Annotated in this window: 24 protein-coding genes and 1 tRNA gene; all 25 read right to left on the bottom strand. The window is 67.3% G+C overall.

The genetic code is table 11. From position 1 onward, the window contains the following. Positions 1-60: 60 nt before the first annotated feature. On the bottom strand, positions 61-333 hold the full coding sequence (gene rpsQ / locus B5D66_RS19705; protein ID WP_078763264.1) for a 30S ribosomal protein S17: 273 nt from the start codon (positions 331-333) through the stop codon (positions 61-63). Further along, positions 330-584, bottom strand: a complete 255-nt coding sequence (gene rpmC, locus B5D66_RS19700) for a 50S ribosomal protein L29 (protein ID WP_078763263.1) — start codon at positions 582-584, stop codon at positions 330-332. Before rpmC ends, rpsQ begins: the two co-directional genes overlap by 4 nt. Beyond that, positions 584-1000, bottom strand: coding sequence for a 50S ribosomal protein L16 (gene rplP / locus B5D66_RS19695; protein ID WP_078763262.1), 417 nt, complete (start codon positions 998-1000; stop codon positions 584-586). Before rplP ends, rpmC begins: the two co-directional genes overlap by 1 nt. Before the next feature lie 3 nt (positions 1001-1003). Continuing rightward, positions 1004-1819 carry a 30S ribosomal protein S3 gene (rpsC, locus tag B5D66_RS19690; protein ID WP_078763261.1) on the bottom strand — a complete coding sequence of 272 codons (816 nt, stop codon included), beginning with the start codon at positions 1817-1819 and terminating at the stop codon, positions 1004-1006. Continuing rightward, entirely contained in the window at positions 1819-2196 is a 378-nt protein-coding gene (rplV, locus tag B5D66_RS19685; protein ID WP_078763260.1) for a 50S ribosomal protein L22, read from the bottom strand. Before rplV ends, rpsC begins: the two co-directional genes overlap by 1 nt. Before the next feature lie 71 nt (positions 2197-2267). Further along, positions 2268-2546 (bottom strand): 30S ribosomal protein S19, encoded by a 279-nt coding sequence (gene rpsS / locus B5D66_RS19680; protein WP_078763259.1) that lies wholly within the window; start codon positions 2544-2546, stop codon positions 2268-2270. 12 nt (positions 2547-2558) lie between these two features. After that, positions 2559-3392, bottom strand: a complete 834-nt coding sequence (gene rplB, locus B5D66_RS19675) for a 50S ribosomal protein L2 (RefSeq protein WP_078763258.1) — start codon at positions 3390-3392, stop codon at positions 2559-2561. Between the two features lie 54 nt (positions 3393-3446). After that, complete coding sequence (rplW, locus tag B5D66_RS19670; protein WP_078763257.1) at positions 3447-3737, bottom strand: 50S ribosomal protein L23; 291 nt, start codon at positions 3735-3737, stop codon at positions 3447-3449. Next, positions 3734-4405, bottom strand: coding sequence for a 50S ribosomal protein L4 (gene rplD, locus B5D66_RS19665; RefSeq protein WP_078763256.1), 672 nt, complete (start codon positions 4403-4405; stop codon positions 3734-3736). Before rplD ends, rplW begins: the two co-directional genes overlap by 4 nt. 3 nt (positions 4406-4408) lie before the next feature. Continuing rightward, positions 4409-5059 carry a 50S ribosomal protein L3 gene (gene rplC / locus B5D66_RS19660; protein WP_078763255.1) on the bottom strand — a complete coding sequence of 217 codons (651 nt, stop codon included), beginning with the start codon at positions 5057-5059 and terminating at the stop codon, positions 4409-4411. A 13-nt stretch (positions 5060-5072) separates the two neighbouring features. Continuing rightward, a complete protein-coding gene (gene rpsJ, locus B5D66_RS19655; protein WP_013156110.1) occupies positions 5073-5381 on the bottom strand; it encodes a 30S ribosomal protein S10 in 309 nt (102 codons plus the stop codon). 224 nt (positions 5382-5605) lie between these two features. Then, positions 5606-6799, bottom strand: a complete 1194-nt coding sequence (gene tuf, locus B5D66_RS19650) for an elongation factor Tu (protein ID WP_078763254.1) — start codon at positions 6797-6799, stop codon at positions 5606-5608. A gap of 54 nt (positions 6800-6853) precedes the next feature. Beyond that, the gene (fusA, locus tag B5D66_RS19645) at positions 6854-8968 is read right to left on the bottom strand and encodes an elongation factor G (RefSeq protein ID WP_078763253.1); all 2115 of its coding nucleotides are present in this window, start codon (positions 8966-8968) and stop codon (positions 6854-6856) included. A 46-nt stretch (positions 8969-9014) separates the two neighbouring features. Continuing rightward, a complete protein-coding gene (gene rpsG / locus B5D66_RS19640; protein ID WP_078763252.1) occupies positions 9015-9485 on the bottom strand; it encodes a 30S ribosomal protein S7 in 471 nt (156 codons plus the stop codon). A 2-nt stretch (positions 9486-9487) separates the two neighbouring features. Continuing rightward, positions 9488-9859, bottom strand: a complete 372-nt coding sequence (rpsL, locus tag B5D66_RS19635; RefSeq protein ID WP_078763251.1) for a 30S ribosomal protein S12 — start codon at positions 9857-9859, stop codon at positions 9488-9490. Positions 9860-10389: 530 nt separating this feature from the next. Further along, entirely contained in the window at positions 10390-12978 is a 2589-nt protein-coding gene (locus tag B5D66_RS25200) for a hypothetical protein (RefSeq protein ID WP_144390213.1), read from the bottom strand. Positions 12979-13504: 526 nt separating this feature from the next. After that, positions 13505-17380 (bottom strand): DNA-directed RNA polymerase subunit beta', encoded by a 3876-nt coding sequence (locus B5D66_RS19625; RefSeq protein ID WP_078763249.1) that lies wholly within the window; start codon positions 17378-17380, stop codon positions 13505-13507. Positions 17381-17411: 31 nt separating this feature from the next. Further along, positions 17412-20879, bottom strand: coding sequence for a DNA-directed RNA polymerase subunit beta (rpoB, locus tag B5D66_RS19620; protein ID WP_078763248.1), 3468 nt, complete (start codon positions 20877-20879; stop codon positions 17412-17414). A gap of 588 nt (positions 20880-21467) precedes the next feature. Further along, positions 21468-21854 (bottom strand): 50S ribosomal protein L7/L12, encoded by a 387-nt coding sequence (gene rplL, locus B5D66_RS19615; RefSeq protein ID WP_078763247.1) that lies wholly within the window; start codon positions 21852-21854, stop codon positions 21468-21470. A 99-nt stretch (positions 21855-21953) separates the two neighbouring features. Then, complete coding sequence (gene rplJ, locus B5D66_RS19610) at positions 21954-22475, bottom strand: 50S ribosomal protein L10 (RefSeq protein WP_078763246.1); 522 nt, start codon at positions 22473-22475, stop codon at positions 21954-21956. 366 nt (positions 22476-22841) lie between these two features. Beyond that, on the bottom strand, positions 22842-23546 hold the full coding sequence (gene rplA / locus B5D66_RS19605) for a 50S ribosomal protein L1 (protein WP_078763245.1): 705 nt from the start codon (positions 23544-23546) through the stop codon (positions 22842-22844). 75 nt (positions 23547-23621) lie between these two features. Further along, on the bottom strand, positions 23622-24053 hold the full coding sequence (rplK, locus tag B5D66_RS19600; RefSeq protein WP_078763244.1) for a 50S ribosomal protein L11: 432 nt from the start codon (positions 24051-24053) through the stop codon (positions 23622-23624). Positions 24054-24276: 223 nt separating this feature from the next. Continuing rightward, a complete protein-coding gene (gene nusG, locus B5D66_RS19595) occupies positions 24277-25041 on the bottom strand; it encodes a transcription termination/antitermination protein NusG (protein WP_078763243.1) in 765 nt (254 codons plus the stop codon). Positions 25042-25170: 129 nt separating this feature from the next. Continuing rightward, positions 25171-25419 (bottom strand): preprotein translocase subunit SecE, encoded by a 249-nt coding sequence (secE, locus tag B5D66_RS19590; RefSeq protein WP_078763242.1) that lies wholly within the window; start codon positions 25417-25419, stop codon positions 25171-25173. Between the two features lie 100 nt (positions 25420-25519). Continuing rightward, positions 25520-25592 (bottom strand) — tRNA-Trp (locus B5D66_RS19585). Between the last annotated feature and the right edge of the window lie 16 nt (positions 25593-25608).

Raw genomic sequence — 25608 nt, 5'->3', positions numbered from 1 at the left:
CTAGGTGGTCTCACCCCTTCGGCGGCCGATCTCCACGAACCGGCCGCCGTAGGCAGGGGTTTACTTAGCCTTCTCCAGGATCTCCACGACGCGCCAGCGCTTGGTCGCGGACAGCGGACGGGTCTCCATCAGGCGGACCCGGTCCCCGATGCCGGCGGTGTTCGCCTCGTCGTGGGCCTTGTACTTCGTGGTGCGGCGGATGACCTTGCCGTACAGCGCGTGCTTGACGCGGTCCTCCACCTCGACAACGACGGTCTTGTCCATCTTGTCGCTGACGACGTAACCCTCGCGCACCTTGCGGTAGTTGCGAGCCACGGTCTTGTCTTCGCTCATTCGGCTGCTTCCTTCGTCTTCTCAGCCGACCCAGCAGCCAACGGCATGATGCCGAGCTCGTGCTCCCGCATGACCGTGTAGATCCGAGCGATCTCACGCTTGACGGTACGCAGCCGAGCGTGGTTGTCGAGCTGCCCGGTGGCGGCCTGGAAGCGGAGGTTGAACAGCTCTTCCTTCGCCTCCTTGAGCTTGGTGACCAGGTCCTCCAGGGACTGGTCCCGTAGCTCCTGGGCGGTCAGGGACTTCGCCATCACGCCTCCACTTCGCGCTTCACGAACTTGCACTTCATCGGGAGCTTGTGCATCGCGCGCCGCATCGCCTCCTTGGCGATGGGCTCCGGCACACCCGACAGCTCGAACATCACGCGTCCGGGCTTGACCGGAGCGACCCACCACTCCGGGGATCCCTTACCGGAACCCATGCGGGTCTCGGCGGGCTTCTTGGTCAGCGGACGGTCCGGGAAGATGTTGATCCAGACCTTGCCGCCACGGCGGATGTGCCGAGTCATCGCGATACGCGCCGACTCGATCTGCCGGTTGGTGACGTAGGCGGACTCCAGGGCCTGGATGCCGTACTCACCGAAGTTGACCGTCGTACCACCCTTGGCACGGCCCTTGAGGCTCGGGTGGTGCTGCTTGCGGTACTTGACCTTGCGGGGAATGAGCATTGGTCAGCTCCCCTCGTTCCCGGACTTCTCGGCGCCCTGCGTCGCCTCAGCCGGCGTGTTGGACTTCGCGTCGGCCTGCTGGCCGCCGCCCTGCTGGCCACCACGACGGCGGCGCTGCGGACGCTCGCGGCGCTGACCGCCACCGCCCGGGGCACGCTGCGCGGCCGCCTGGGCGGCCTCGCGCTCGGCCCGGGTCGCCGGGGCGTCACCCTTGTAGATCCAGACCTTCACACCGATGCGGCCGAACGTCGTACGGGCCTCGAAGAAGCCGTAGTCGATGTCGGCGCGCAGCGTGTGCAGCGGCACCCGGCCCTCGCGGTAGAACTCCGAACGCGACATCTCAGCGCCACCGAGACGGCCACCGCACTGGATGCGGATGCCCTTGGCGCCGCTCTTCATCGCGCTCTGCATCGCCTTGCGCATGGCCCGACGGAACGCGACCCGGCTGGACAGCTGCTCCGCGACACCCTGAGCGACGAGCTGGGCGTCGATCTCGGGGTTCTTGACCTCGAGGATGTTCAGCTGGACCTGCTTCTTGGTCAGCTTCTCGAGGTCGCCGCGGATGCGGTCGGCCTCCGCGCCGCGGCGGCCGATGACGATGCCCGGCCGGGCGGTGTGGATGTCGACGCGGACGCGGTCACGGGTGCGCTCGATCTCGACCTTGGAGATCCCGGCGCGCTCCATACCACGGTTCAGCATCCGGCGGATGGCCACGTCTTCCTTGACGTAGTCCTTGTACAGCTTGTCCGCGTACCAGCGACTCTTGAAGTCGGTGGTCACGCCGAGTCGGAACCCGTGCGGGTTGACCTTCTGCCCCACTATCGGGCCCCTTCCTTCGTCTTGGCCGACGAGGCGCCCGCGGTCTCACGCGGCTCGACGACCACGGTGATGTGGCTCGTCCGCTTGGTGACGCGGAACGCCCGGCCGAAGCCGCGGGGCCGGATCCGCTTCAGGGTCGGACCCTCGTCCACCCACGCGCGGCTGACGACCAGCGTCTCGCGGTCCAGCTTGTCGTTGTGCTCGGCATTGGCGATGGCGCTCGCGAGCACCTTGCCCACCGGTTCGCTCGCCGCCTGGGGCGCGAACCGGAGCACCGCCTGTGCCTCGTCAGCGGGCAGCCCGCGAATAAGGTCCACCACTCGGCGGGCCTTTCGGGGCGTAACACGGACGAACCGTGCTTGTGCCCTCGTTCCCATCGCTTTTCCCTCGCTCACGGAAATCACCCCCACGCACCGTGGGGCTTGGCTCTTACTCCTGGATGCAACCGCTAACGGCGGCTACGGCGGTCTTCCTTGACGTGGCTGCGGAAAGTGCGCGTGGGAGCGAACTCGCCGAGCTTGTGGCCGACCATCGACTCGGACACGAACACCGGGACGTGCTTGCGCCCGTCGTGAACGGCGATCGTGTGCCCGATCATCTCGGGGATGATCATCGAGCGGCGGGACCACGTCTTGATGACGTTCTTGGTGCCCTTCTCGTTCTGCTCGTCCACCTTCTTGATCAGGTGGTGGTCGACGAAGGGACCCTTCTTAAGGCTACGTGGCATCAGACGTGCTCCTTACCGCTTCTTCTTGCTACGCCGACGCACGATGAGCCGGTCGCTGGCCTTGCCGGGCTTGCGGGTGCGGCCCTCGGCCTGACCCCACGGGCTGACCGGGTGGCGACCACCGGAGGTCTTGCCCTCACCACCACCGTGCGGGTGGTCGATCGGGTTCATCGCGACACCGCGGACGGTCGGGCGCTTGCCCTTCCACCGCATACGGCCGGCCTTACCCCAGTTGATGTTTGACTGCTCGGCGTTGCCGACCTGTCCGACCGAGGCCCGGCAGGTGACCTCGACCTGCCGCATTTCACCGGAGGGCATACGCAGCGTGGCGTAGGCGCCCTCCTTGGCGAGCAACTGGATCTGCGAACCGGCGGAGCGGCCCAGCTTGGCGCCACCGCCCGGCTTCAGCTCGACCGCGTGCACGAACGTACCCGTGGGGATGTTGCGCAGCGGGAGGCAGTTGCCCGGCTTGATGTCGGCCTGGGGGCCGTTCTCGATCCGGTCGCCCTGCTTGAGGCCGGCCGGCGCCAGGATGTAGCGCTTCTCGCCGTCCACGTAGTGCAGCAGCGCGATCCGCGCGGTGCGGTTCGGGTCGTACTCGATGTGCGCGACCTTGGCCGGGATGCCGTCCTTGTCGTGGCGACGGAAGTCGATGACACGGTAGGCGCGCTTGTGGCCGCCGCCCTGGTGGCGAGCGGTGATCCGGCCGTGGCCGTTACGGCCGCCCTTGGAGTGGAGCGGACGCACCAGGGACTTCTCGGGCGTCGACCGCGTGATCTCGACGAAGTCGCTCACGCTGGCGCCACGACGACCCGGTGTCGTCGGCTTGTACTTACGAATGCCCATCTTCTTCGTGCATTCCTCTACGTATTACTGGAGATGAAGCGGTCGGGCGGCGGATCAGACGCCGAAGATGTCGATCCGGTCGCCCTCGCGCAGGCTCACGATCGCGCGCTTGGTGTCGGGACGCTTCCCGAAACCGAACCGCGTGCGCTTGCGCTTGCCCTGACGGTTGATCGTGTTCACGCTGGTGACCTTCACGTCGAAGATCTGCTCCACCGCGATCTTGATCTGCGTCTTGTTGGCGTCGGGCTTGACGATGAACGTGTACTTGTTCTGGTCGATCAGGCCGTAGCTCTTCTCGGAAATCACCGGTTCGATGATGATGTCCCGAGGGTCGGGGATCCTCACTGGTCGTCCTCCTGAGACGTCGCAGTCTTCGAGGCACCCTGGACGTGAGCCAGGAACTCGTCGTAGCCGCTCTCGGTGAACACGATGTCGTCGGCGACCAGGACGTCGTAGGTGTTGACCTGGCCGGCGTCGAGGATGTGCACCTCGGGCAGGTTCCGCAGCGCGGTCCGGTTGTGCTCGTCGGACTGGGCGAGGACAACGAGGACCTTGTCGGACTCGGTGACCTGGCGCAGCGCCTTCAGAGCGGTCTGGGTGCGCTTGGTGGTGACGTCCTCGGCGAGGAACTCGCTGATGACGTGCACGCGGCCGTGACGGGCCCGGTCGGAGAGGGCGCCGCGCAGCGCGGCGGCCTTCATCTTCTTGGGCGTCCGCTGGCTGTAGTCGCGCGGCTTGGGGCCGTGCACCACGCCACCGCCGGTGAACTGCGGAGCGCGGATGGAGCCCTGCCGGGCACGACCGGTGCCCTTCTGGCGGTACGGCTTCTTGCCGCCGCCGCGCACCTCGCCGCGGGTCTTCGTGGAGTGCGTACCCTGGCGGGCGGCAGCCTCCTGCGCGACCACGACCTGGTGGATCAGCGGGATGTTGACCTGCTGGTCGAAGATCTCACCCGGGAGCTCGACGCTCCGGCCGGTCGCGCCGTCGGGGTTCTTGACCTCGATCGTCGCCATGACTTACTTGTCCCCCTTCGCGGCGGTGCGGACGAGCACCAGCCCGCCGTTGGGGCCGGGAACCGCACCCTTGACCAGAATGAGGCCCTTCTCGGCGTCAACCGAGAACACGGTGAGGTTCTGGACGGTCTTGCGCACGTTGCCCATGCGACCGGCCATCCGCAGGCCCTTGAACACGCGGCCGGGCGTGGCGCAGCCGCCGATGGAACCCGGCGAGCGGTGCTTGCGCTGGGTGCCGTGCGTAGCGCTGAGGCCGCGGAAGCCGTGGCGCTTCATGACACCGGCGAAGCCCTTGCCCTTGCTCTTGCCCGTGACGTCGACGAGCTGGCCGGCCTCGAAGGTCTCGGCGGTCAGCTCCTGGCCCAGCGTGTACTCGCTGGCGTCAGCGGTGCGGACCTCGACGTAGTGACGGCGAGGCGTAAGCTCGTGCTTGCGCAGGTAGTCGCCCAGCGGCTTGTTGACCTTGCGCGGGTTGATGTGCCCGTAGCCGAGCTGAACGGCGGAGTAGCCGTCGGTCTCCGGGGTGCGGACGCGAGTCACGACGCACGGACCGGCCTTCAGAACCGTCACGGGCACGATCTTGCCCGAGTCGTCGAAGACCTGGGTCATGCCGAGCTTCTCGCCCAGAACTCCCTTGATCTGCTTGGTGGCCATGTCTGTGCGTCCCTTAAAGCTTGATCTCGATGTCGACGCCGGCCGGAAGGTCGAGTCGCATGAGCGAGTCGACGGTCTTCGGCGTCGGGTCGATGATGTCGATCAGCCGCTTGTGCGTGCGCATCTCGAAGTGCTCGCGCGAGTCCTTGTACTTGTGCGGCGAGCGGATGACGCAGTACACGTTCTTTTCCGTCGGCAACGGCACCGGGCCAGCGACCTGTGCGCCAGTTCGCGTCACGGTCTCGACGATCTTGCGCGCCGAGCTGTCGATGACCTCGTGGTCATAGGCCTTGAGCCGAATGCGGATCTTCTGTCCCGCCATGGTGGCCTTTTCGTCCTTCGCTTCAGTGTCCGTAGAGGCGCGGTGCCGGTGTCCGGCCCTAAGTCCGACCCGGGGCTGCCCTATTGCTTTCGCTGGCTCTATTCACCTGAGAAACTGCTACAGGGCTGTCCCCTGAGGTGGAATCACCGCTACAGAGCCCGATGACGTCGTTCATGGTGTGGCGGCCGAGCCGACGAGCGGCTCGACCGCCACATACGGTCGTGCTACTTGATGATCTTGGTAACGCGGCCCGCGCCGACGGTCCGGCCACCCTCACGGATGGCGAACTTCAGACCCTCTTCCATGGCGACCGGCTGGATCAGCGCAACCGTCATCTCGGTGTTGTCACCCGGCATGACCATCTCGGTGCCCTCGGGCAGCGTGACGACGCCGGTGACGTCCGTGGTGCGGAAGTAGAACTGCGGCCGGTAGTTGTTGAAGAACGGCGTGTGGCGGCCACCCTCGTCCTTGGACAGGATGACGACCTGGGCCTCGAACTCGGTGTGCGGGGTGGTGGTGCCCGGCTTGATCACGACCTGGCCGCGCTCCACGTCCTCGCGCTTGATGCCGCGGAGGAGCAGACCGACGTTGTCGCCCGCCTGGCCCTGGTCGAGCAGCTTGCGGAACATCTCGACACCGGTGACGGTGGTGCTCTGCTTCTCGTCCTTGATGCCGACGATGTCGACCGTCTCGTTGACGTTGATGACACCGCGCTCGATGCGGCCGGTGACGACCGTACCGCGACCGGTGATCGAGAAGACGTCCTCGATCGGCATCAGGAAGGGCTTGTCGATGTCGCGCTCCGGCTGCGGGATGCTCTCGTCCACAGCGTTCATGAGCTCGATGATGGCCTCGCCCCACTTGGCGTCGCCCTCGAGAGCCTTGAGCGCGGAGACCTTGACGACCGGAACCTCGTCGCCCGGGAACTCGTACTCGTTGAGGAGCTCACGGACCTCGAGCTCGACGAGCTCGAAGATCTCCTCGTCGTCGACCATGTCGGCCTTGTTCAGGGCGACGACGATGTAGGGGACACCGACCTGGCGGGCCAGGAGCACGTGCTCCTTGGTCTGCGGCATCGGGCCGTCGGTGGCGGCCACGACCAGGATCGCGCCGTCCATCTGGGCGGCACCGGTGATCATGTTCTTCACGTAGTCCGCGTGACCGGGGCAGTCCACGTGAGCGTAGTGGCGCTGCTCGGTCTGGTACTCAACGTGCGCGATCGAGATGGTGATACCGCGCTCGCGCTCCTCCGGCGCCTTGTCGATGTCCTCGAACGGCGTGAAGGGGTTGAGGTCCGGGTACTTGTCGTGCAGAACCTTGGTGATCGCCGCGGTCAGCGTGGTCTTACCGTGGTCGATGTGACCGATGGTGCCGATGTTTACGTGCGGCTTGGTCCGCTCGAACTTGGCCTTCGCCACTGGATTTCTCCTAGACGTACGAGTTGCTAGCTGACTGGTTACGTGTCGCGGCGACTATTCGCCGCGGGCCTTCGCAACGATCTCCTGCGAGACGTTGGAGGGGACCTCCGCGTAGGAGTCGAACACCATCGTGTAGTTGGCCCGACCCTGGGTACGGCTGCGCAGGTCGCCCACGTAGCCGAACATCTCCGACAGGGGCACCTGAGCCTTGACGACTCGCGCCCCGGCGCGCTCCTCCATGCTCTGGATCTGACCGCGTCGGCTGTTCAGGTCGCCGATCACGTCGCCCATGTAGTCCTCGGGCGTCGTGACCTCGACCGCCATGACCGGCTCCAGCAGAACCGGACTGGCCTTGCGCGCCGCCTCCTTGAACGCCATCGAACCGGCGACCTTGAAGGCGAGCTCGGAGGAGTCGACGTCGTGGTAGGCACCGTCCTGCAACGTCACCTTGACACCCACGAGCGGGTATCCGGCGAGTACGCCGAACCCGGCGGCCTCCTGGCAACCGGCGTCGACCGACGGGATGTACTCCCGCGGGATGCGACCACCGGTGATGTTGTTGACGAACTCGTAGCCGGCGCCGTCGCTGTCGCCGTCGGCCGCGATCGGCTCGAGGTCGATGATGACGCGACCGAACTGGCCGGAGCCACCCGTCTGCTTCTTGTGGGTGTACTCGACCTTCTCGACCTTCTTGCGAATGGTCTCGCGGTAGGCGACCTGCGGCTTACCGATGTTCGCCTCGACCTTGAAGTCGTCGCGCATACGGTTGACCAGCACCTCGAGGTGCAGCTCGCCCATACCCGCGATGATGGTCTGGCCGGTCTCCTCGTCGGTGGAGACCTGGAAGGAGGGGTCCTCCTCCGCCAGACGCTGGATCGCGATACCCAGCTTCTCCTGGTCGCTCTTGGTCTTGGGCTCGACCGCGACCTGGATGACCGGAGCCGGGAAGGTCATCGACTCGAGGACGATCGGGTCGGCGGGGTCGCACAGCGTCTCGCCGGTGGTCGTGTCCTTCAGGCCCATGACGGCGACGATGTCACCGGCGCCGACACGCGAGATCTCCTCGCGCTTGTTGGCGTGCATCCGGTAGATCTTGCCGATGCGCTCCTTGCGCCCCTTGACGCTGTTGAGCACCTGCGTGCCGGCCTCCAGAACACCGGAGTAGACGCGCACGTAGGACAGCTTGCCCAGGTGCGGGTCGCTCATGATCTTGAAGACCAGGGCGGAGAGCGGAGCGCTCTCGTCCGGCTTGCGGCTGAGCATGGTCTGCTCGGTCTCGTCCTTGGGGTCGTGGCCCTCGATGGCCTCGACGTCCAGGGGCGAGGGGAGGTAGTCGACGACCGCGTCGAGCAGGGGCTGGACGCCCTTGTTCTTGAACGCGGTGCCGCACAGGACCGGGATGGCGGTGCGGGCGATCGTCGTCCGGCGGATCGCGGCGATGGTCTGCTCCACGGTGGGCTCCTGGCCCTCCAGGAACAGCTCCATGACCTCGTCGTCGGCCTCGGCGAGGGTCTCGATCAGCTTCTCGTGAGCCTCGCGAGCGGCCTCGGCGTGGGTCTCGGGAATCTCGATCGTGTCGTACATCTCGCCCTTGGCGGCCTCGTCGCTCCAGACGTAGGCCTTCATGCGGACGAGGTCGATGACGCCCTTGAAGTCGGACTCGGCGCCGATCGGCATCTGGATCGCCAGCGGGTTGGCACCGAGGCGGTCGGAGATCATGTCGACACAGCGCTGGAACTCGGCGCCGATCTTGTCCATCTTGTTGACGAAGCAGATCCGGGGCACGTTGTAGCGGTCAGCCTGCCGCCACACCTGCTCCGACTGGGGCTCGACGCCCTCCTTGCCGTCGAACACGGCAACCGCACCGTCGAGGACACGCAGCGACCGCTCGACCTCGACCGTGAAGTCGACGTGGCCGGGCGTGTCGATGATGTTGATCGTGTGGTCGTTCCAGTGAGTGGTGGTCGCGGCGGACGTGATCGTGATGCCGCGCTCCTGCTCCTCCTTCATCCAGTCCATGGTGGCAGCGCCTTCATGGACCTCACCGATCTTGTAGTTCACACCGGTGTAGAAGAGGATCCGCTCGGTCGTCGTGGTCTTGCCCGCGTCGATGTGCGCCATGATCCCGATGTTGCGGACCTTGGCAAGGTCAAGAGCAGTGGTAGCCATGTGGCTCGTCTTCTCTCGGTCTCTCGTATCGAAAAGGCCGCGGGGATTACCAGCGGTAGTGGGCGAAGGCCTTGTTGGACTCCGCCATCTTGTGGGTGTCCTCGCGGCGCTTGACGCTCGCGCCCAGACCGTTGCTGGCGTCCACCAGCTCGTTCATCAGACGCTCGGTCATGGTCTTCTCGCGACGCTGGCGCGAGTACTGGACCAGCCAGCGGAGGGCGAGCGTGGTGCTGCGCGACGAACGGACCTCGACCGGCACCTGGTAGGTGGCGCCACCGACACGGCGGCTGCGCACCTCAAGGGCGGGCTTCACGTTGTCGAGCGCACGCTTGAGAACCACGAGCGGGTCCTGGCCGGTCTTCTCGCGGGCGCCCTCGAGAGCGTCGTAGACGATGCTCTGGGCGATGGAGCGCTTGCCGTCCAACAGCACCTTGTTGATCAGTGCCGTGACCAGCGGCGAGCCGTAGACCGGGTCGGTGATCAGCTGGCGCTTCGGCGCCGGCCCCTTGCGCGGCATACTTACTTCTCCTTCTTGGCGCCGTAGCGGCTGCGCGCCTGCTTGCGGTTACGAACACCCTGGGTGTCGAGCGAGCCACGGACGATCCGGTAGCGAACACCCGGCAGGTCCTTCACACGACCGCCACGGACGAGCACGATCGAGTGCTCCTGGAGGTTGTGGCCAACGCCGGGGATGTAGGCCGTGACCTCGATCCCGCTGCTCAGCTTCACACGGGCGACCTTGCGCAGGGCGGAGTTCGGCTTCTTCGGCGTGGTGGTGTAGACACGCGTGCACACGCCACGCCGCTGCGGACTCCCCTTCAGCGCCGGGGTCTTGTTCTTCGAGACCTTGTCCTGTCGGCCCTTACGGACCAGCTGCTGGATGGTGGGCACCGCGTCTCCGTCTTCCTCGTGACCTACGCCGGTTCTCTTAGCCGAATTCGCTATTGACCTGCTGGATTTCCCGTTCTCCCCGACCCCCGCACTCGGGCGTGTCGCGCCTTTCCCGAACATGGGGGCGTCGACCACAGCCCGACCGGACGGTCGATTCTCATGGGAGGAGGTGTCACGCGCCGCTCTCGTCCGCCGTCCATCTAGCGGGATCGGCCATAAAAGCGCACACGTGTGACCCGCTGACTCACGGGCACGAAGTTAAAGAGTACCGAAGAGCGACTACCCGGTCAAAACGACGCTGGTTGCCGTCGGCACCCTCACTCCGCAGCCGCATGCTGCCGTAGGTCTCCGTCCAGTGTACGACTCGGCAGGAGTGCTCGCGTAATTTTTCCACCACGGTCGAGGTGGGAGGCCGTGTTCCCGAGCGCCCTTCGCGACATTGTCATCTCTCGGACACCTGCGCCGTCCGCGGTTGACGGGCGCGGTGGCCCACCGGGAGGTTCCGGCGGGCCACCGCGAAATGACCAGCGTCACAGCACCAGGTAGAGGACGACCTCCACGACGGTCAGCACGGCACCGACGACGGCGAGAACCGTGCCGGCCTTCACCAGTCCGAGGCCCTCCAGCTCTCCGCGGGACTCACGGATGTCGCGTCGCGCCTTGGGGCCGACGACGAACACCCCCACCGCGGTGAACAGACCGATGACCGGGATCAGCGACGCGATGCCGAGCCACAGCGCGGCGGACGCCTTCGGCTCGGTCTCCGGCAGGGTGTCGAGGTTGTCGTAGCCGGGGTAGCCGTCCCCGGGGGAGGCGCCGAGCGGCCGGTCGTCGAAGCCGGGGAACTCCTCGGCCAGTTTGTCCCGTCGCCGCCCACGCGGCGCGCGCCGCGACGCGGCCCTGTCGGACCCGTAGTCGTCGTCATCGTAGCGCTCGTCTTCGACGTAACGGTCCTCGTCCACGGCCCCGCGGCCGCGGTCGTCCCGACCGTACTCCTCGTCGCGGTCGTCGTAACCGCGCTGCCCGTAACGCTCGTCTTCGACGTAACGGTCCTCGTCCACGGCCCCGCGGCCACGATCGCCCCGACCGTACTCCTCGCCACGGTCGTCGTAACCGTAGCCGTAGCCGTCGTCGTCCCCTTCATCGGAACGGAGATCCGGGCCGCCGGCCCTGTCATAGTCCTCGCGACCGTAGTCGTACCCCGGCTCATCCGAACCACGACCGTAGTCGTACCCCGGCTCATCCGAACCACGACGACCATCGACACCGAGCTCATCCCCGGCCCACCGGTCACCCGGCCGGTCGGTATCCGGCCCCATCTCGGGAGCGCCGTGGGGACCGGGGACTCCCACCGAGGGCGCGCCGTCCTCGTGGCGGCCTCCCAGCGCGCCGAGCGCGGGGAACTCCCGGGTCCCGTCCTCGCCGTCGAAGACGCGGGGACCGTGGTCCCGCTCCTCTTCCCACGCGCGGGCCCGGGCCTGCTGTTCGGCGATCGCGGTGAGGGGATCGCTGACGGAATCTCCGCCGTAACCGCCGGGGGCATCGCCGTAGCCCTCCTCGGGACCCGCGGCCTCGTCCGCATACCCGAGGGGGTCGTCGCGGCGGCGCCGGTCCTGCGCCTCGGCCCCGATCCGGCGCACGCTCTCGGGCAGTCGGGGATCGTCCCGGCTGAAGGCCCAGGTGTCACCGCTTCCCATCGCCGGCTCGCCGGCGGGTGCGCCGGAGGACGAGGGCTCGTACCCCGCTGTGGGAACGTCGGGAGAAGCGGGAGCCTCGTCGCCGTATCCGGCCGTGGGCGCCGTACCGGTGTGGCCGGCGATCCGCTCGTCGGATTCCTCCGGGCCGGCACCGGCGCGCCGTCCGCTCGGTTCATCCCAGAACGGGACATCCGCCTGCTGACTCGGGGCGTCGCCGATGGAGGGGCCCCGTTGCGCGGCGTGGGCGCCGGCGGCTCCGTGGTCGGCGCCTCGCCCTGGAACGTCCGGCCGGGGCGTCTCCCGTTCGTGGGAGCCGTCCAGGTAGATCAGTCCGGTGGACAACGGGTCGTCATCGTGTCGCTCCGGACCGTCCAGGGGCCGGTCGTCCCCGGGGCCGGGAGAAGCCGGAGTCTCCGCGGGACCATATCCACCGTCCCCGAACCCCTCCGGACCCGAAGCGACATCCCCACGCCGCCCCGGCCCCTCATCCACCCGATCCCGATCCAGGTAGATCAGACCCGTGGACAACGGATCCTCACCACGACGATCCGAACCCCCCACATACGAATCCCAGGCGACGCCCCCGCCCGGCTGCGCACCACCGTCCTGGCGGTGCGGCCCGCCGAGCGGATCGTCCAGGGGCCGGTCGTCCCCGGGGCCGGGAGAAGCCGGAGCGTCCGCGGGACCATATCCACCGTCCCCGAACCCCTCCGGACCCGAAGCGACATCCCCACGCCGCCCCGGCCCCTCATCCACCCGATCCCGATCCAGGTAGATCAGACCCGTGGACAACGGATCCTCACCACGACGATCCGAACCCCCCACATACGAATCCCAGGCGACATCCCCGCCCGGCTGCGCACCACCGTCCTGTGGGAGGCGTGCGGCCCCCTCCTCGCGGGCGTCGAGGGGGGACGCCGGGGTGGCGGGACCGCCGTCCTCCGTCCAGCGCGACGGCACGTCGCCGTCCCTCCAGAAGGGGAGTTCGCCGGTGGTGTCGCCGTCACGTCCCGAGAAGGCGGTCGCCGTCGCGGGGTCGGCATCGCTCTCCCACCGGTCGTTCCCGCGGTCCTCTCCCGCCCGCGGGTGCCGCTCGGTGGAGACCTCGTCCCGCCCCCAGGCGGTGTCGAACGGCCCGTTCCCGGTGTTCTCCCACACGGGGCGTTCCGGGGAGGAACGGTGGGCGTCCACGGAGGTGTCGGGGCCCGCGGGCGTGCCCTCCGGGGCCGGGTGGCGTTCCCCCGTCTGCTCCCAGGTCTGCTGCGGCTGGTGCCCTCCCGCCTCATTGCCGACCCCCTCACCGAAGGCCAGCGGAGCCGTCGAGGTGGTCTCCTCCGGCCGCGACGGAGCGGCCGGTTCGGCGGGGTCCGCCGGCCCGGCGAGAGAGGGGCCGCCCAGGGCCTCGGGGTAGGGCTCGGCCATCCCCGGCCGCGTGGTGCCGTATCCGAGGGACGGGTAGCCCCCGGTTCCGGGATAGCCGTCCAGCCCCGGGTACCCCCCCGTCGCTGTCTCCTCCCGGCCGCGTGCGCGGTCCTCCGCCTGAGAGCTCCCATAGGGGTACCACCCGGGCTCCTCCGCGGGCCTGGGTGTGGCGTCCCCTCCGGGAGCCTCACTCGCGGCGGTACCGGGCGCGCCCTCGGCACCGCTACCCGTGAGGTACGGATCCTGGTACTGCGCCTGCGTCCGGTGGCGTTCCCCGCTGGGCGTGAACCACGAGCCCGACTTCGGGGCCGGGGACTCGGGTTCCCCGTCCTCCGGCCTGTAGGGGCCTCCCCCGTTTTCCGTCACTGTGTCCGATCTCCCGACCGCGCCTGAGCGCTCTGCGAACTGTCCCCATCCGAGTATGGCGATGGACAAAGACGAACGGCGGTAGTACCGCCCCTTCCGGGGTGGACCACCGCCGTCGCCGGATCAACCGATCAATCTCATCGGCTGGTCTTCGTCAAGGTCACCTGTTGTAGGGACCGAAGTCGTACTCCTCCAGCGGGACGGCCTCGCCGGATCCCTGACCGAAGGTGTACTCGCTGGGCTCCTCGTACGCCGAGACGGAGTACATGGATGCCTTCGCCTCTTCGGTCGGCTCCACCCGGATGTTGCGGTACTGCGGCATACCGGTACCGGCCGGGATGAGCTTACCGATGATGACGTTCTCCTTGAGACCGAGCAGCGGGTCGCTCTTGCCGTGGATGGCGTTCTCGGTGAGGACCCGGGTGGTCTCCTGGAAGGAGGCCGCCGACAGCCACGACTCGGTGGCCAGCGACGCCTTGGTGATGCCCAGCAGGACGGGACGTCCGGCGGCCGGCTGGCCACCCTCCGCCACGACCTGGCGGTTGATCGCCTCGAACTTCGGACGCTCGACCATCTCGCCCGGCAGCAGCTCGGTGTCGCCGGACTCGAGGATGTTCACCCGCTTGAGCATCTGCCGCACGATGATCTCGATGTGCTTGTCGTGAATCGAGACACCCTGCGACTTGTAGACCTCCTGGACCTCCGACACCAGGTGCTGCTGGACCGCGCGCGGGCCCAGGATGCGCAGCACCTCGTGCGGGTTGATCGCACCCTGGATGAGCTGCTGGCCGACGGTGACGTGGTCGCCCTCGTTCACCAGCAACCGGGCCCGCATGGGCACCGGGTAGGCGATCTCGTCCGAGCCGTCGTCCGGGATCAGGACGATCTTGCGGCTCTTCTCGGTCTCGTCGATGCGGATACGGCCGTCCACCTCGCTGATCGGCGCCACACCCTTGGGGATGCGGGCCTCGAACAGCTCCTGGACACGCGGCAGACCGTGGGTGATGTCCTGACCCGCCGAACCACCCATGTGGAAGGTCCGCATGGTGAGCTGGGTACCCGGCTCACCGATGGACTGGGCCGCGATGATGCCGATGGCCTCACCGACGTCGACCGGCTTGCCGGTGGCCAGCGAACGGCCGTAGCAGGTCGAGCAGACGCCGATCTTGGCCTCGCAGACCAGCGAGCTGCGGATGCGCACCCGCTCGACGCCGGCCGCGATCAGCTTGTCGATGACGCTCTCGGTGGTGTCGGTCAGCGCCGGGACGATGACCTCGCCGTCCACGACGACGTCCTCGGCGAGCGTCCGGCCGAAGCCGGTGTTCTCGACGTTGTGCTTGCGCACGACGACGCCGTTGGCGTTCTTCTCGCCGATCTCGTGCCACAGCGACCGGTCGGTGCCGCAGTCGACCTCGCGGACGATGACGTCCTGCGCGACGTCCACCAGACGCCGGGTGAGGTAACCGGAGTCGGCGGTGCGCAGGGCCGTGTCGGCCAGACCCTTCCGCTGACCGTGGGTGGAGATGAAGTACTCCAGCACGGACAGGCCCTCGCGGTAGGAGGACTTGATCGGACGGGGGATCGTCTCACCCTTGGTGTTGGACACCAGGCCGCGGATACCGGCGATCTGGCGGACCTGCATGGGGTTACCACGGGCACCGGAGTTGACCATCATCCACACCGGGTTGTCGGCGGGGAAGTTGGACTCCATCTCCTTGGCGACCTCGTTGGTGGCCTTGGTCCAGATCTCGGTCAGCTCCTGACGACGCTCGTCGTCGGTGATCAGACCGCGGTCGTACTCGCGCTGGATCTTGTCGGCCTGCCGCTCGTAGCCGTCCAGGATGGTCTGCTTGTTCGGCGGCGCGACGACGTCGCTGATGCCGATCGTCAGACCGGACCGGGTGGCCCAGTGGTAGCCGGCGTCCTTCAGGGCGTCCAGCGTGGTGGCGACCTGGACCTTCGGGTACTTCTCGGCCAGCTCGGTCACCAGGGCGGACACCTGCTTCTTGCCCACCTGGTAGTTGACGAACGGGTAGTCGACCGGCGTGGTCTCGTTGAAGAGGTAGCGGCCCAGCGTCGTCTCAAGGACGTAGGGGCTGCCGGCCACGTGGCCCTCGGGCGCGACCCAGTCGCTCGGCGGCGGGACGTCGCCCTCGATCCGCAGCTTGATCCGCGCCTGCAGGTCGAGGTCACCCAGATCGTAGGCCATGATCGCCTCGGCCGGCGTGTGGAACGCGCGGCCCTCGCCCTTCGCACCCTCCTTGAGGGTGGTCAGGTAGTACAGGCCGATGATCATGTCCTGCGTCGGCATGGTGACCGGCTTGCCGTCGGAGGGCTTCAGGATGTTGTTCGTGGCGAGCATGAGGATGCGCGCCTCGGCCTGGGCCTCCGCCGACAGCGGCAGGTGCACCGCCATCTGGTCGCCGTCGAAGTCCGCGTTGAACGCGGTGCAGACGAGCGGGTGGATCTGGATGGCCTTGCCCTCGACGAGCTGCGGCTCGAACGCCTGGATGCCCAGGCGGTGCAGCGTCGGAGCACGGTTGAGCAGCACCGGGTGCTCGGTGATGACCTCTTCGAGGACGTCCCACACCACCGGGCGGGAACGCTCGACCATCCGCTTGGCGCTCTTGATGTTCTGCGCGTGGTTCAGGTCCACCAGGCGCTTCATCACGAACGGCTTGAACAGCTCCAGCGCCATCTGCTTGGGCAGACCGCACTGGTGCAGCTTGAGCTGCGGACCGACGACGATGACCGAACGGCCGGAGTAGTCGACACGCTTGCCGAGCAGGTTCTGGCGGAACCGGCCCTGCTTACCCTTCAGCATGTCGGACAGCGACTTCAGCGGACGGTTGCCCGGGCCGGTGACCGGCCGGCCGCGACGGCCGTTGTCGAACAGCGCGTCGACGGCCTCCTGGAGCATCCGCTTCTCGTTGTTCACGATGATCTCGGGCGCACCGAGGTCGAGCAGACGCTTGAGCCGGTTGTTGCGGTTGATGACCCGGCGGTACAGGTCGTTGAGGTCGGAGGTCGCGAAACGGCCACCGTCCAGCTGGACCATGGGACGCAGGTCCGGCGGGATCACCGGGATGCAGTCGAGGACCATGCCGTTGGGGCTGTTGCGCGTGTTGAGGAACGCCGAGACGACCTTGAGCCGCTTCAGGGCGCGGGCCTTCTTCTGGCCCTTGCCCGTGCGGATCGTCTCGCGCAGCTTCTCGGCCTCGGCGTCGAGGTCGAAGTTGGCCAGACGCTCCTGGATGGCCTGGGCGCCCATGCCGCCGCGGAAGTACTTGCCGAAGCGGTCCCGCATCTCGCGGTAGAGCAGCTCGTCGCCCTCGAGGTCCTGGACCTTGAGGTTCTTGAAGCGGTTCCAGACCTCTTCGAGGCGGTCGATCTCGCGCTGGGCGCGATCGCGGATCTGGCGCATCTCACGCTCGGCGCTCTCGCGGACCTTGCGGCGCGCGTCGCCCTTGGCGCCCTGCTCCTCCAGCTCGGCCAGGTCGGCCTCGAGCTTGCGGTGGCGCTCCTCGACGGAGGAGTCGCGCCGCTGCTCCATGTGCTGGCGCTCGACGGAGATGCGGGCCTCCAGGGACTGGAGGTCGCGCTCGCGGGCCTCGGTGTCGACCCACGTGACCATGTACGCCGCGAAGTAGATGATCTTCTCGAGATCCTTCGGGGCGAGGTCGAGCAGGTAACCCAGGCGGCTGGGCACACCCTTGAAGTACCAGATGTGGGTCACGGGCGCGGCGAGCTCGATGTGGCCCATGCGCTCACGCCGGACCTTGGCCCGGGTGACCTCGACACCACACCGCTCACAGATGATGCCCTTGAAGCGGACCCGCTTGTACTTGCCGCAGTAGCACTCCCAGTCCCGGGTGGGGCCGAAGATCTTCTCGCAGAAGAGCCCGTCCTTTTCCGGCTTGAGGGTGCGGTAGTTGATGGTCTCCGGCTTCTTGACCTCACCGTGCGACCACTGACGGATGTCGTCGGCCGTGGCGAGGCCGATTCGCAGCTCGTCGAAGAAGTTGACGTCGAGCACTTAATTCGTCCCCTGCTCTTGGATCGCGGAATTAGACCTCTTCGACGCTGCTCGGCTCGCGCCGACCCAGGTCGATTCCGAGTTCTTCCGCCGCACGGAAAACGTCCTCATCGCTGTCCCGCATTTCGATGGACATGCCGTCACTGGACAGCACCTCCACGTTCAGACAGAGCGACTGCATCTCCTTGATGAGCACCTTGAAGGATTCGGGGATACCCGGCTCGGGGATGTTCTCGCCCTTGACGATCGCCTCGTAGACCTTGACCCGGCCCACGACGTCGTCGGACTTGATCGTGAGGAGCTCCTGGAGCGCGTAGGCGGCACCGTAGGCCTCCAGCGCCCAGACCTCCATCTCGCCGAACCGCTGACCGCCGAACTGCGCCTTACCACCCAGCGGCTGCTGGGTGATCATGGAGTACGGGCCGGTGGAACGGGCGTGGATCTTGTCGTCCACCAGGTGGTGCAGCTTCAGGAAGTAGGTGTAGCCGACAGCGATCGGCTCCTTGAACGGCTCACCGGTGCGCCCGTCGTACAGCCGCGCCTTGCCGTTGGCGTCGACCAGGCGGTCGCCGTCGGCGTTGGGCAGGCTGGAGGCGAGCAGGCCGCCGATCTCGTCCTCACGCAGGCCGTCGAAGACCGGCGTGGCGACCTTCGTCCCCGGGGAGATGTCGTCGGCGCCGATCTCGCGCATGGCGCGCTTCCAGCCCTCGTCGTCCCCTTCGATCTTCCAGCCGCTCTTCGCCAGCCAGCCCAGGTGGATCTCCAGGATCTGACCGACGTTCATGCGGCCGGGCACGCCCAGCGGGTTGAGCACCATGTCGACCGGCGTGCCGTCCTCCATGAACGGCATGTCCTCCTGGGGAAGGATCTTGGCGATGACGCCCTTGTTGCCGTGCCGGCCGGCGAGCTTGTCGCCGTCGGTGATCTTGCGCTTCTGCGCGACGTAGACGCGCACCAGCTCGTTGACGCCCGGGGGCAGCTCGTCGCCGTCCTCGCGGCTGAACACGCGGACGCCGATGACCTTGCCGGACTCGCCGTGCGGCACCTTCAGGGAGGTGTCGCGGACCTCGCGCGCCTTCTCACCGAAGATCGCGCGCAGCAGGCGCTCCTCGGGGGTCAGCTCGGTCTCGCCCTTCGGGGTGACCTTACCGACGAGGATGTCGCCGTCGACCACCTCGGCGCCGATGCGGATGATGCCGCGGTCGTCCAGGTCGGCGAGGACCTCCTCGCTGACGTTGGGGATCTCGCGGGTGATCTCCTCGGGCCCCAGCTTGGTGTCACGGGCGTCGACCTCGTGCTCCTCGATGTGGATCGAGGAGAGGACGTCGTCTTGGACGATGCGCTGGGACAGGACGATGGCGTCCTCGTAGTTGTGGCCCTCCCAGGACATGTAGGCCACCAGCAGGTTCTTGCCCAGCGACATCTCGCCCTTGTCGGTGGACGGGCCGTCGGCGAGGACCTGACGCTCCTCGATCCGCTGCCCCTCCTCGACGATCGGGCGCTGGTTGAAGCAGGTGCCCTGGTTGGTGCGCTTGAACTTGGCCACGCGGTAGGTCTTGCGCGTGCCGTCGTCGTGCATGACGGTGATGTAGTCGGCGGTGACGTCCTCGACGACACCGGCCTTCTCCGCCAGGACCACGTCACCGGCGTCGGTCGCGGCGCGGTACTCCATGCCGGTGCCGACGAGCGGCGCCTCGGCACGCAGCAGCGGCACGGCCTGACGCTGCATGTTGGAGCCCATGAGCGCGCGGTTGGCGTCGTCGTGCTCCAGGAACGGGATCATGGCGGTCGCGACCGACACCATCTGGCGCGGCGAGATGTCCATGTAGTCGACCTCGGTGGCCGAGACCGCCTCGAACTCCCCGCCCTTCCGGCGGACGAGCACCCGCTCCGTGGCGAACGAGCCGTCGGCGTTGACCGGCGTGTTCGCCTGGGCGATGACGTACCGGTCCTCCTCGTCGGCGGTGAGGTAGGAGATCTCGTCGGTCAGCCGACCGTCGACGATCTTGCGGTAGGGGGTCTCGACGAACCCGAAGGAGTTCACCCGGCCGTAGGCGGCGAGCGAGCCGATGAGGCCGATGTTGGGGCCTTCAGGGGTCTCGATCGGGCACATGCGGCCGTAGTGGGACGGGTGGACGTCACGGACCTCGAAGCCCGCGCGCTCACGCGACAGACCACCCGGGCCCAGCGCCGAGAGGCGACGCTTGTGGGTGAGGCCCGCGAGCGGGTTGGTCTGGTCCATGAACTGCGAGAGCTGGCTGGTGCCGAAGAACTCGCGGATGGAGGCGGTGACCGGCCGGATGTTGATCAGCGTCTGCGGCGTGATGGCCTCGACGTCCTGCGTGGTCATGCGCTCGCGGACGACGCGCTCCATACGGGCCAGACCCAGGCGGACCTGGTTCTGGATGAGTTCGCCGACGGTGCGCAGACGACGGTTGCCGAAGTGGTCGATGTCGTCGACCTCGATCGGGAACGTGTCGTGCGGACGCTGCAGCTCCTCCTCGCCCGCGTGCAGCCGGACGAGGTAGTCGATGGTGGCGACGATGTCCTCTTCGGTCAGCGTCCCCTGGGTGTACTCCTCCTGCAGCCCCAGCTTCTTGTTGAGCTTGTAGCGGCCGACCTTGGCGAGGTCGTAGCGCTTGGGGTTGAAGTACAGGTTCTCCAGCAGGGTCTGCGCCGACTCCTTCGTGGGCGGCTCGCCCGGGCGCAGCTTGCGGTAGATGTCCAGCAGCGCGTCATCGGTCCCCGCGGTGGGGTCCTTCTCCAGCGTGTTGCGGATGGACTCGTACTGACCGAAGCGCTCGAGGATCTGGTCGGTGGTCCACCCCAGCGCCTTGAGCAGGACGGTGACGCCCTGCTTGCGCTTGCGGTCGATGCGGACGCCGACGAAGTCGCGCTTGTCGACCTCGAACTCCAGCCAGGCACCCCGCGACGGGATGATCTTGCACCCGTAGAGATCCTTGTCCGAGGTCTTGTCGACCTGGCGGTCGAAGTACACGCCCGGCGAACGGACAAGCTGGGACACGACGACGCGCTCGGTGCCGTTGATGATGAAGGTGCCCTTGGCGGTCATGAGCGGGAAGTCGCCCATGAACACCGTCTGGCTCTTGATCTCACCGGTGTCGTTGTTGATGAACTCCGCCGTGATGAACATCGGGGCGGAGTAGGTCATGTCCTTGTCCTTGCACTCCTCTTCGGAGTACTTGGGCGGCTCGAACCGATGGTCGCGGAACGACAGCGACATCGTGCCCGAGAAGTCCTCGATGGGACTGATCTCCTCGAAGATCTCTTCGAGGCCAGACTGCTCCGGAACGTCCTTACGGCCTGCGTTACGGGCCGCCTCGACTCGGGCACGCCACTTCTCGTTGCCGAGCAGCCAGTCGAAGGACTCGGTCTGCAGGGCGAGGAGGTTGGGGACCTCGAGTGGTTCCTTAATGCGGGCGAAAGAAACGCGGTTCGGACCAAGGGCGTTAGCGGAGGCGTTGCGCGAGGCTGCCAACAGGGGTCCTTCCGAAGGCTTGTGGCGGTTGATGCGCGCGCACGCCGGACGACCTGAGTGGCGAGGAACCACCGGACAGGGGCGGTGCTCGTCTCAGAGCACGTGCGGACCGGGCCAATCACGTAAGAATTGGACACCAGACACGGACTCTGGCACAGAAGTCGTCAAAGGGCAGCGCAAAAGGGCAGTGTAGCCGAATACTACACCGCTGTCCAACAGCAGCCCCCCGAGTCAGTCACGACACCTGGCAGCATCGCCGCAACGAGCGAATCCGTCAAGCCCAGATCCGGCAGATCCGGCTATTCCACGCCCGTGAGAGGTCCCACAGCACCCGGTAGGTGTGAGCGAGCAGACATCCGGGAAGGAACTCCTGTTCAAAAGGAGACCACACGAGGGTCAAGATCCCCCTCGCGTCCCGCTCGGGCCGGCCCACTCACGCGTCCCGCCTCTCCCGATTATTTCAGGTATCCGGCGCTCCGTGTGCCGCCCGAGCCGCCACATCCCTCTTCCCACCAGGTCACAGGCCCCTGAGAACGGGAAAGGGCGACCGCCCCCGAAGGGACGGCCGCCCGAAGCAGCCGGAAACGACTACTTGAGGGTGACCGTGGCGCCGGCGCCCTCCAGGGCGGCCTTGGCCTTCTCCGCGGTCTCCTTGTTGACGCCCTCGAGCAGCGGCTTCGGAGCGTTGTCGACCAGGTCCTTGGCCTCCTTCAGGCCCAGGCTCGTGAGGCCACGGACCTCCTTGATGACCTGGATCTTCTTGTCGCCGGCGGCCTCGAGGATGACGTCGAACTCGTCCTGCTCCTCCTCGGCGGCGGCCGGAGCACCCGGGGCGCCCGCGGCGGCCACGGCCACGGCCGGGGCGGCGGCGGTGACGTCGAACTTCTCCTCGAACTTCTTCACGAAGTCGGAGAGCTCGAGAAGGGTCATCTCTTCGAAAGCGCCGAGCAGCTCTTCGGTGCTGAGCTTCGCCATGATTGGGGTCTCTCTTTCTCTTCCAGCGCGGACGCCTGTTGGCACCGCACCGAGTCTTTGCCGGCGACGGCCCGTGCCGCCCGCCGGTTGTTCGGGTTCTTAGGCTTCCGCTCGCTTGTCGTGCAGTGCCTGGGCCAGGCGCACGGTCTTGGACGGCAGCGCCTGGAACAGCGCGGCGGCCTGACCCTGCTTGGCCTTGAGCGCACCGGCCAGCTTCGAGAGCAGAACCTCGCGGGACTCGAGATCGGCCAGCTGGTTGATCTCGTCGGGGGTCATCGGCTTACCGTCGATGACACCGCCCTTGATCACCAGCGGCGAGTTCGCCTTCGAGAAGTCACGCAGGCCCTTGGCGGCCTCGACCACATCGCCCCGGACGAAGGCGATGGCGGAGGGACCCTCGAACAGGTCGAGAACCTGCTCGTCGAGGCCGGCCTCCTTAGCCGAGATCTTGCTCAGCGTGTTCTTCACGACGCGGAAACGCGCGTTCTGGCCGAGGCTACGGCGCAGCTCGGTCAGCTGCGCCACAGTGAGCCCACGGTATTCGGTCAGCACGGCGCCCTGGGAGCTACGGAATTCCTCCGTGAGCTCCGCGACGGCGGCTGCCTTATCCGGCCTCGCCATGGGACTCCTTCCAACAGTGAACACCGGTTAAGGAGCCAGGCGAACGGGGAGCAGGCGCATGAAAAAACGCCCCGGCGCAGGCGCGCGGGGCGTGGGGAACACGTGTACCCGTCACGGGGCACACGGCCACAGCTCGCATCTCACCTGCGCAGGCCGCCCATTCGCATGGGACCTTAGGTCACCCGACGGGTGACGACCGGCGGTCTTCGGCAATTACCAATGTTAAGCGATGACCGCGAATGGGCAAAACCAGGAATGCCGGGGCTCTCTGCGGGGAGCCCCGGCACCACCGCGCCCTTTCGCGGCCGGTAGGCGAAGGGGCGCCCCGGCCCGAGGACCGGGGCGCCCGCCTCACCCGGGGTCGAACTAGGCGGCGGCCGTAACGCGCGTCACGTTGGGGTCGACCGGGATGCCCGGGCCCATCGTGGTGGTCACGGTCGCCTTCTTGATGTAGCGACCCTTCGCCGCGGACGGCTTGAGCCGCAGCACCTCCTCCAGGGCGGCGGCGTAGTTCTCGACGAGCTGCTGCTCGCTGAAGGACGCCTTGCCGATGATGAAGTGGAGGTTGCCGTGGCGGTCGACACGGAACTCGATCTTGCCGCCCTTGATGTCGCTGACGGCCTTGGCGACGTCGGGGGTGACGGTGCCGGTCTTGGGGTTCGGCATGAGACCACGCGGACCGAGGACGCGGCCGAGGCGACCGACCTTGCCCATCAGGTCCGGGGTCGCGACGACGGCGTCGAAGTCGAGGAAGCCCTTCTGGATCTCCTCGACCAGGTCGTCGTCACCGACGAAGTCGGCGCCCGCCGCGCGGGCCTGCTCGGCACGCTCACCGGTGGCGAAGACCAGGACCCGAGCGGTCTTGCCGGTGCCGTGCGGCAGGTTGACGGTGCCGCGGACCATCTGGTCGGCCTTGCGCGGGTCGACACCGAGACGCAGGGCGACCTCGACGGTCGGGTCGAACTTGACGCTGACGGTCTCCTTGGCCAGCTTCACGGCCTCGGCCGGCGCGTAGAGCCGGTCGCGGTCCACCAGCTCACTGGCCTTGCGGTAGTTCTTGCTGCGCTTCACTGAAAACTCCTGTCAGGGGCTCTGTGGTGTGGGCCAGCGCCTGGCCCTGCCACGGATGTTCTCGGCCGAAGAGGGTCAGCCCGTGACCTCGATGCCCATGGAACGGGCGGTGCCGGCGATGATCTTCTCGGCGGCGTCGAGGTCGTCGGTGTTGAGGTCGGGCAGCTTGGTCTGCGCGATCTCACGCACCTGGTCGCGGCTGATGGAACCGGCGACGGTGCGGCTCGGGTCCGTGCTGCCCTTCTCCTGGCCGATCGCCTTGAGGATCAGCTTCGGCGCCGGCGGGGTCTTGGTGACGAACGTGAACGTGCGGTCCTCGTAGATGGTGATCTCTACGGGGATGACGTTGCCGCGCTGGGACTCCGTGGCAGCGTTGTACTGCTTGCAGAAGTCCATGATGTTCACGCCGTGCGGACCAAGAGCGGTACCGACGGGCGGAGCCGGGGTGGCCTGGCCAGCCGGAAGCTGGACCTTGACCAGGGCGGCGATTTTCTTCTTCGGAGGCATTTCGGGTCCTTTGCCTGATTGCGAATTGCGTTGGTCCCTGCCGGCCCGCGCGGAGGCGGGCTCCGTCACGCTCGCGCGAGCGCGGCGGCCTCAAGTGGGATCGCCCCCGGTGTACGGGGGCGGCGTGACCCGCCGGGACCCGAGCGGATCGCGAATAAGCCCCGCCGGGGCGGGGCGTGACGGGCCCGTCCTCGGGACGGGCCCGTCCAGTCTACGCGCCGGATCAGATCTTCGAGACCTGGTTGAACGCGAGCTCCACCGGGGTCTCGCGGCCGAAGATCGACACGAGCACCTTGAGCTTCTGGGTGTCGGGGTTGATCTCGCTCACCGTGGCGGGCAGCGTCGCGAACGGGCCCTCCATGACGGTGACGGACTCACCGATCTCGTAGGCGACGTCGGAGCGGGTCTCCGTCTCCTTCTTCTTCGCCTGCTCGGTCTCCTGCTCCGGCTCCGGGGCCAGGAGGTCGGCGACCTCCTGGATGCTCAACGGAGCGGGGCGGTTGGACAGTCCGACGAAACCGGTGACGCCCGGCGTGTTACGGACCGCGGCCCAGGACTCGTCGGTGAGGTCCATCCGGACGAGGACGTAGCCGGGCAGCACCTTCTCGGTGACCTGCTGCCGCTTGCCGCTCTTGACCTCGGTGACCTCCTGCGTGGGCACCTCGACCTGGAAGATGTACTCCTCCATGTTGAGCGACTGGGTGCGGCTCTCGATGTTGGCCTTGACCCGGTTCTCGTACCCCGCGTAGGTGTGCACCACGTACCAGTCGCCCGGCAGCATGCGGAGCTCGATCTTGAACTCCTCGACGGGGTCGAGCTTGGGAGCAGCGTCCTCCTCGGACCCGCCCTCGGCCGGCGTCACCTCGTCGGCGGCGTCGGAGGACTCGGCGGTCTCCGCCTGCTCGGTTCGCGGACCGGTCTCTTCCGCCGACGACTGATCCCGCTCCTCGTTGGGGAGGTCGTCAGAGGTCAGTGGGGACTCGGACACGGCTGCTCTTTCTCTCGTCGGGTACGCGCTCTCGGCTGCGCGGAGGCAGCCGATATGGCCAGCTTACGGTCTCGATCGACATGACGGGACCACCGCACCCACAAAGGTCACCGCGCGGTCCGAGCGCTCTTAGGAGGGGCTGCCGACAGTCCCGTAGAGCCAGGTGACGGCCTCGCCGAAACCGAAGTCCAGCAGCGAGATGTAACCGACCAGGATGAGGACGAACACGATGACGACGATCGTGTAGGTGATCAGCTCGCGGCGCGTAGGCCAGCGAACCTTGCGGAGTTCGCCGACGACCTGCTTGGTGAAGGTCACCGGACCGGTACGACGCTTGCGCTCCTTCTCGGGCTTGGCGTCGGCGTCAGTCTGTGTCACCTGAGGTCCTTAGAGGGTCGACGGGGCAACTGGTGCTTCCTGGCGGACGGCAACAGCCGGGCGCCGATCTTCTCGACTGCGCTCCTTCGGAACGTTCTTGCAGGGCAGGAGGGACTCGAACCCCCAACCGCCGGTTTTGGAGACCGGTGCTCTACCAATTGAGCCACTGCCCTTGGGTACCGCTTGGTT

It is taken from the genome of Marinactinospora thermotolerans DSM 45154, from assembly GCF_900167435.1.
GTDB lineage: Bacteria > Actinomycetota > Actinomycetes > Streptosporangiales > Streptosporangiaceae > Marinactinospora > Marinactinospora thermotolerans.
This window is presented reverse-complemented; position numbering and strand designations above follow the sequence as displayed.

Bases quoted from the DNA above. Each gene is read 5' to 3' on its own strand.
- rpsQ (WP_078763264.1), bottom strand. From the start codon at position 333: ATGAGCGAAGACAAGACCGTGGCTCGCAACTACCGCAAGGTGCGCGAG.
- rpmC (WP_078763263.1), bottom strand. From the start codon at position 584: ATGGCGAAGTCCCTGACCGCCCAGGAGCTACGGGACCAGTCCCTGGAG.
- rplP (WP_078763262.1), bottom strand. From the start codon at position 1,000: ATGCTCATTCCCCGCAAGGTCAAGTACCGCAAGCAGCACCACCCGAGC.
- rplV (WP_078763260.1), bottom strand. From the start codon at position 2,196: ATGGGAACGAGGGCACAAGCACGGTTCGTCCGTGTTACGCCCCGAAAG.
- rpsS (WP_078763259.1), bottom strand. From the start codon at position 2,546: ATGCCACGTAGCCTTAAGAAGGGTCCCTTCGTCGACCACCACCTGATC.
- rplB (WP_078763258.1), bottom strand. From the start codon at position 3,392: ATGGGCATTCGTAAGTACAAGCCGACGACACCGGGTCGTCGTGGCGCC.
- rplD (WP_078763256.1), bottom strand. From the start codon at position 4,405: ATGGCGACGATCGAGGTCAAGAACCCCGACGGCGCGACCGGCCGGAGC.
- rplC (WP_078763255.1), bottom strand. From the start codon at position 5,059: ATGGCCACCAAGCAGATCAAGGGAGTTCTGGGCGAGAAGCTCGGCATG.
- rpsJ (WP_013156110.1), bottom strand. From the start codon at position 5,381: ATGGCGGGACAGAAGATCCGCATTCGGCTCAAGGCCTATGACCACGAG.
- fusA (WP_078763253.1), bottom strand. From the start codon at position 8,968: ATGGCTACCACTGCTCTTGACCTTGCCAAGGTCCGCAACATCGGGATC.
- rpsG (WP_078763252.1), bottom strand. From the start codon at position 9,485: ATGCCGCGCAAGGGGCCGGCGCCGAAGCGCCAGCTGATCACCGACCCG.
- B5D66_RS25200 (WP_144390213.1), bottom strand. From the start codon at position 12,978: ATGGCCGAGCCCTACCCCGAGGCCCTGGGCGGCCCCTCTCTCGCCGGG.
- rplL (WP_078763247.1), bottom strand. From the start codon at position 21,854: ATGGCGAAGCTCAGCACCGAAGAGCTGCTCGGCGCTTTCGAAGAGATG.
- rplJ (WP_078763246.1), bottom strand. From the start codon at position 22,475: ATGGCGAGGCCGGATAAGGCAGCCGCCGTCGCGGAGCTCACGGAGGAA.
- rplK (WP_078763244.1), bottom strand. From the start codon at position 24,053: ATGCCTCCGAAGAAGAAAATCGCCGCCCTGGTCAAGGTCCAGCTTCCG.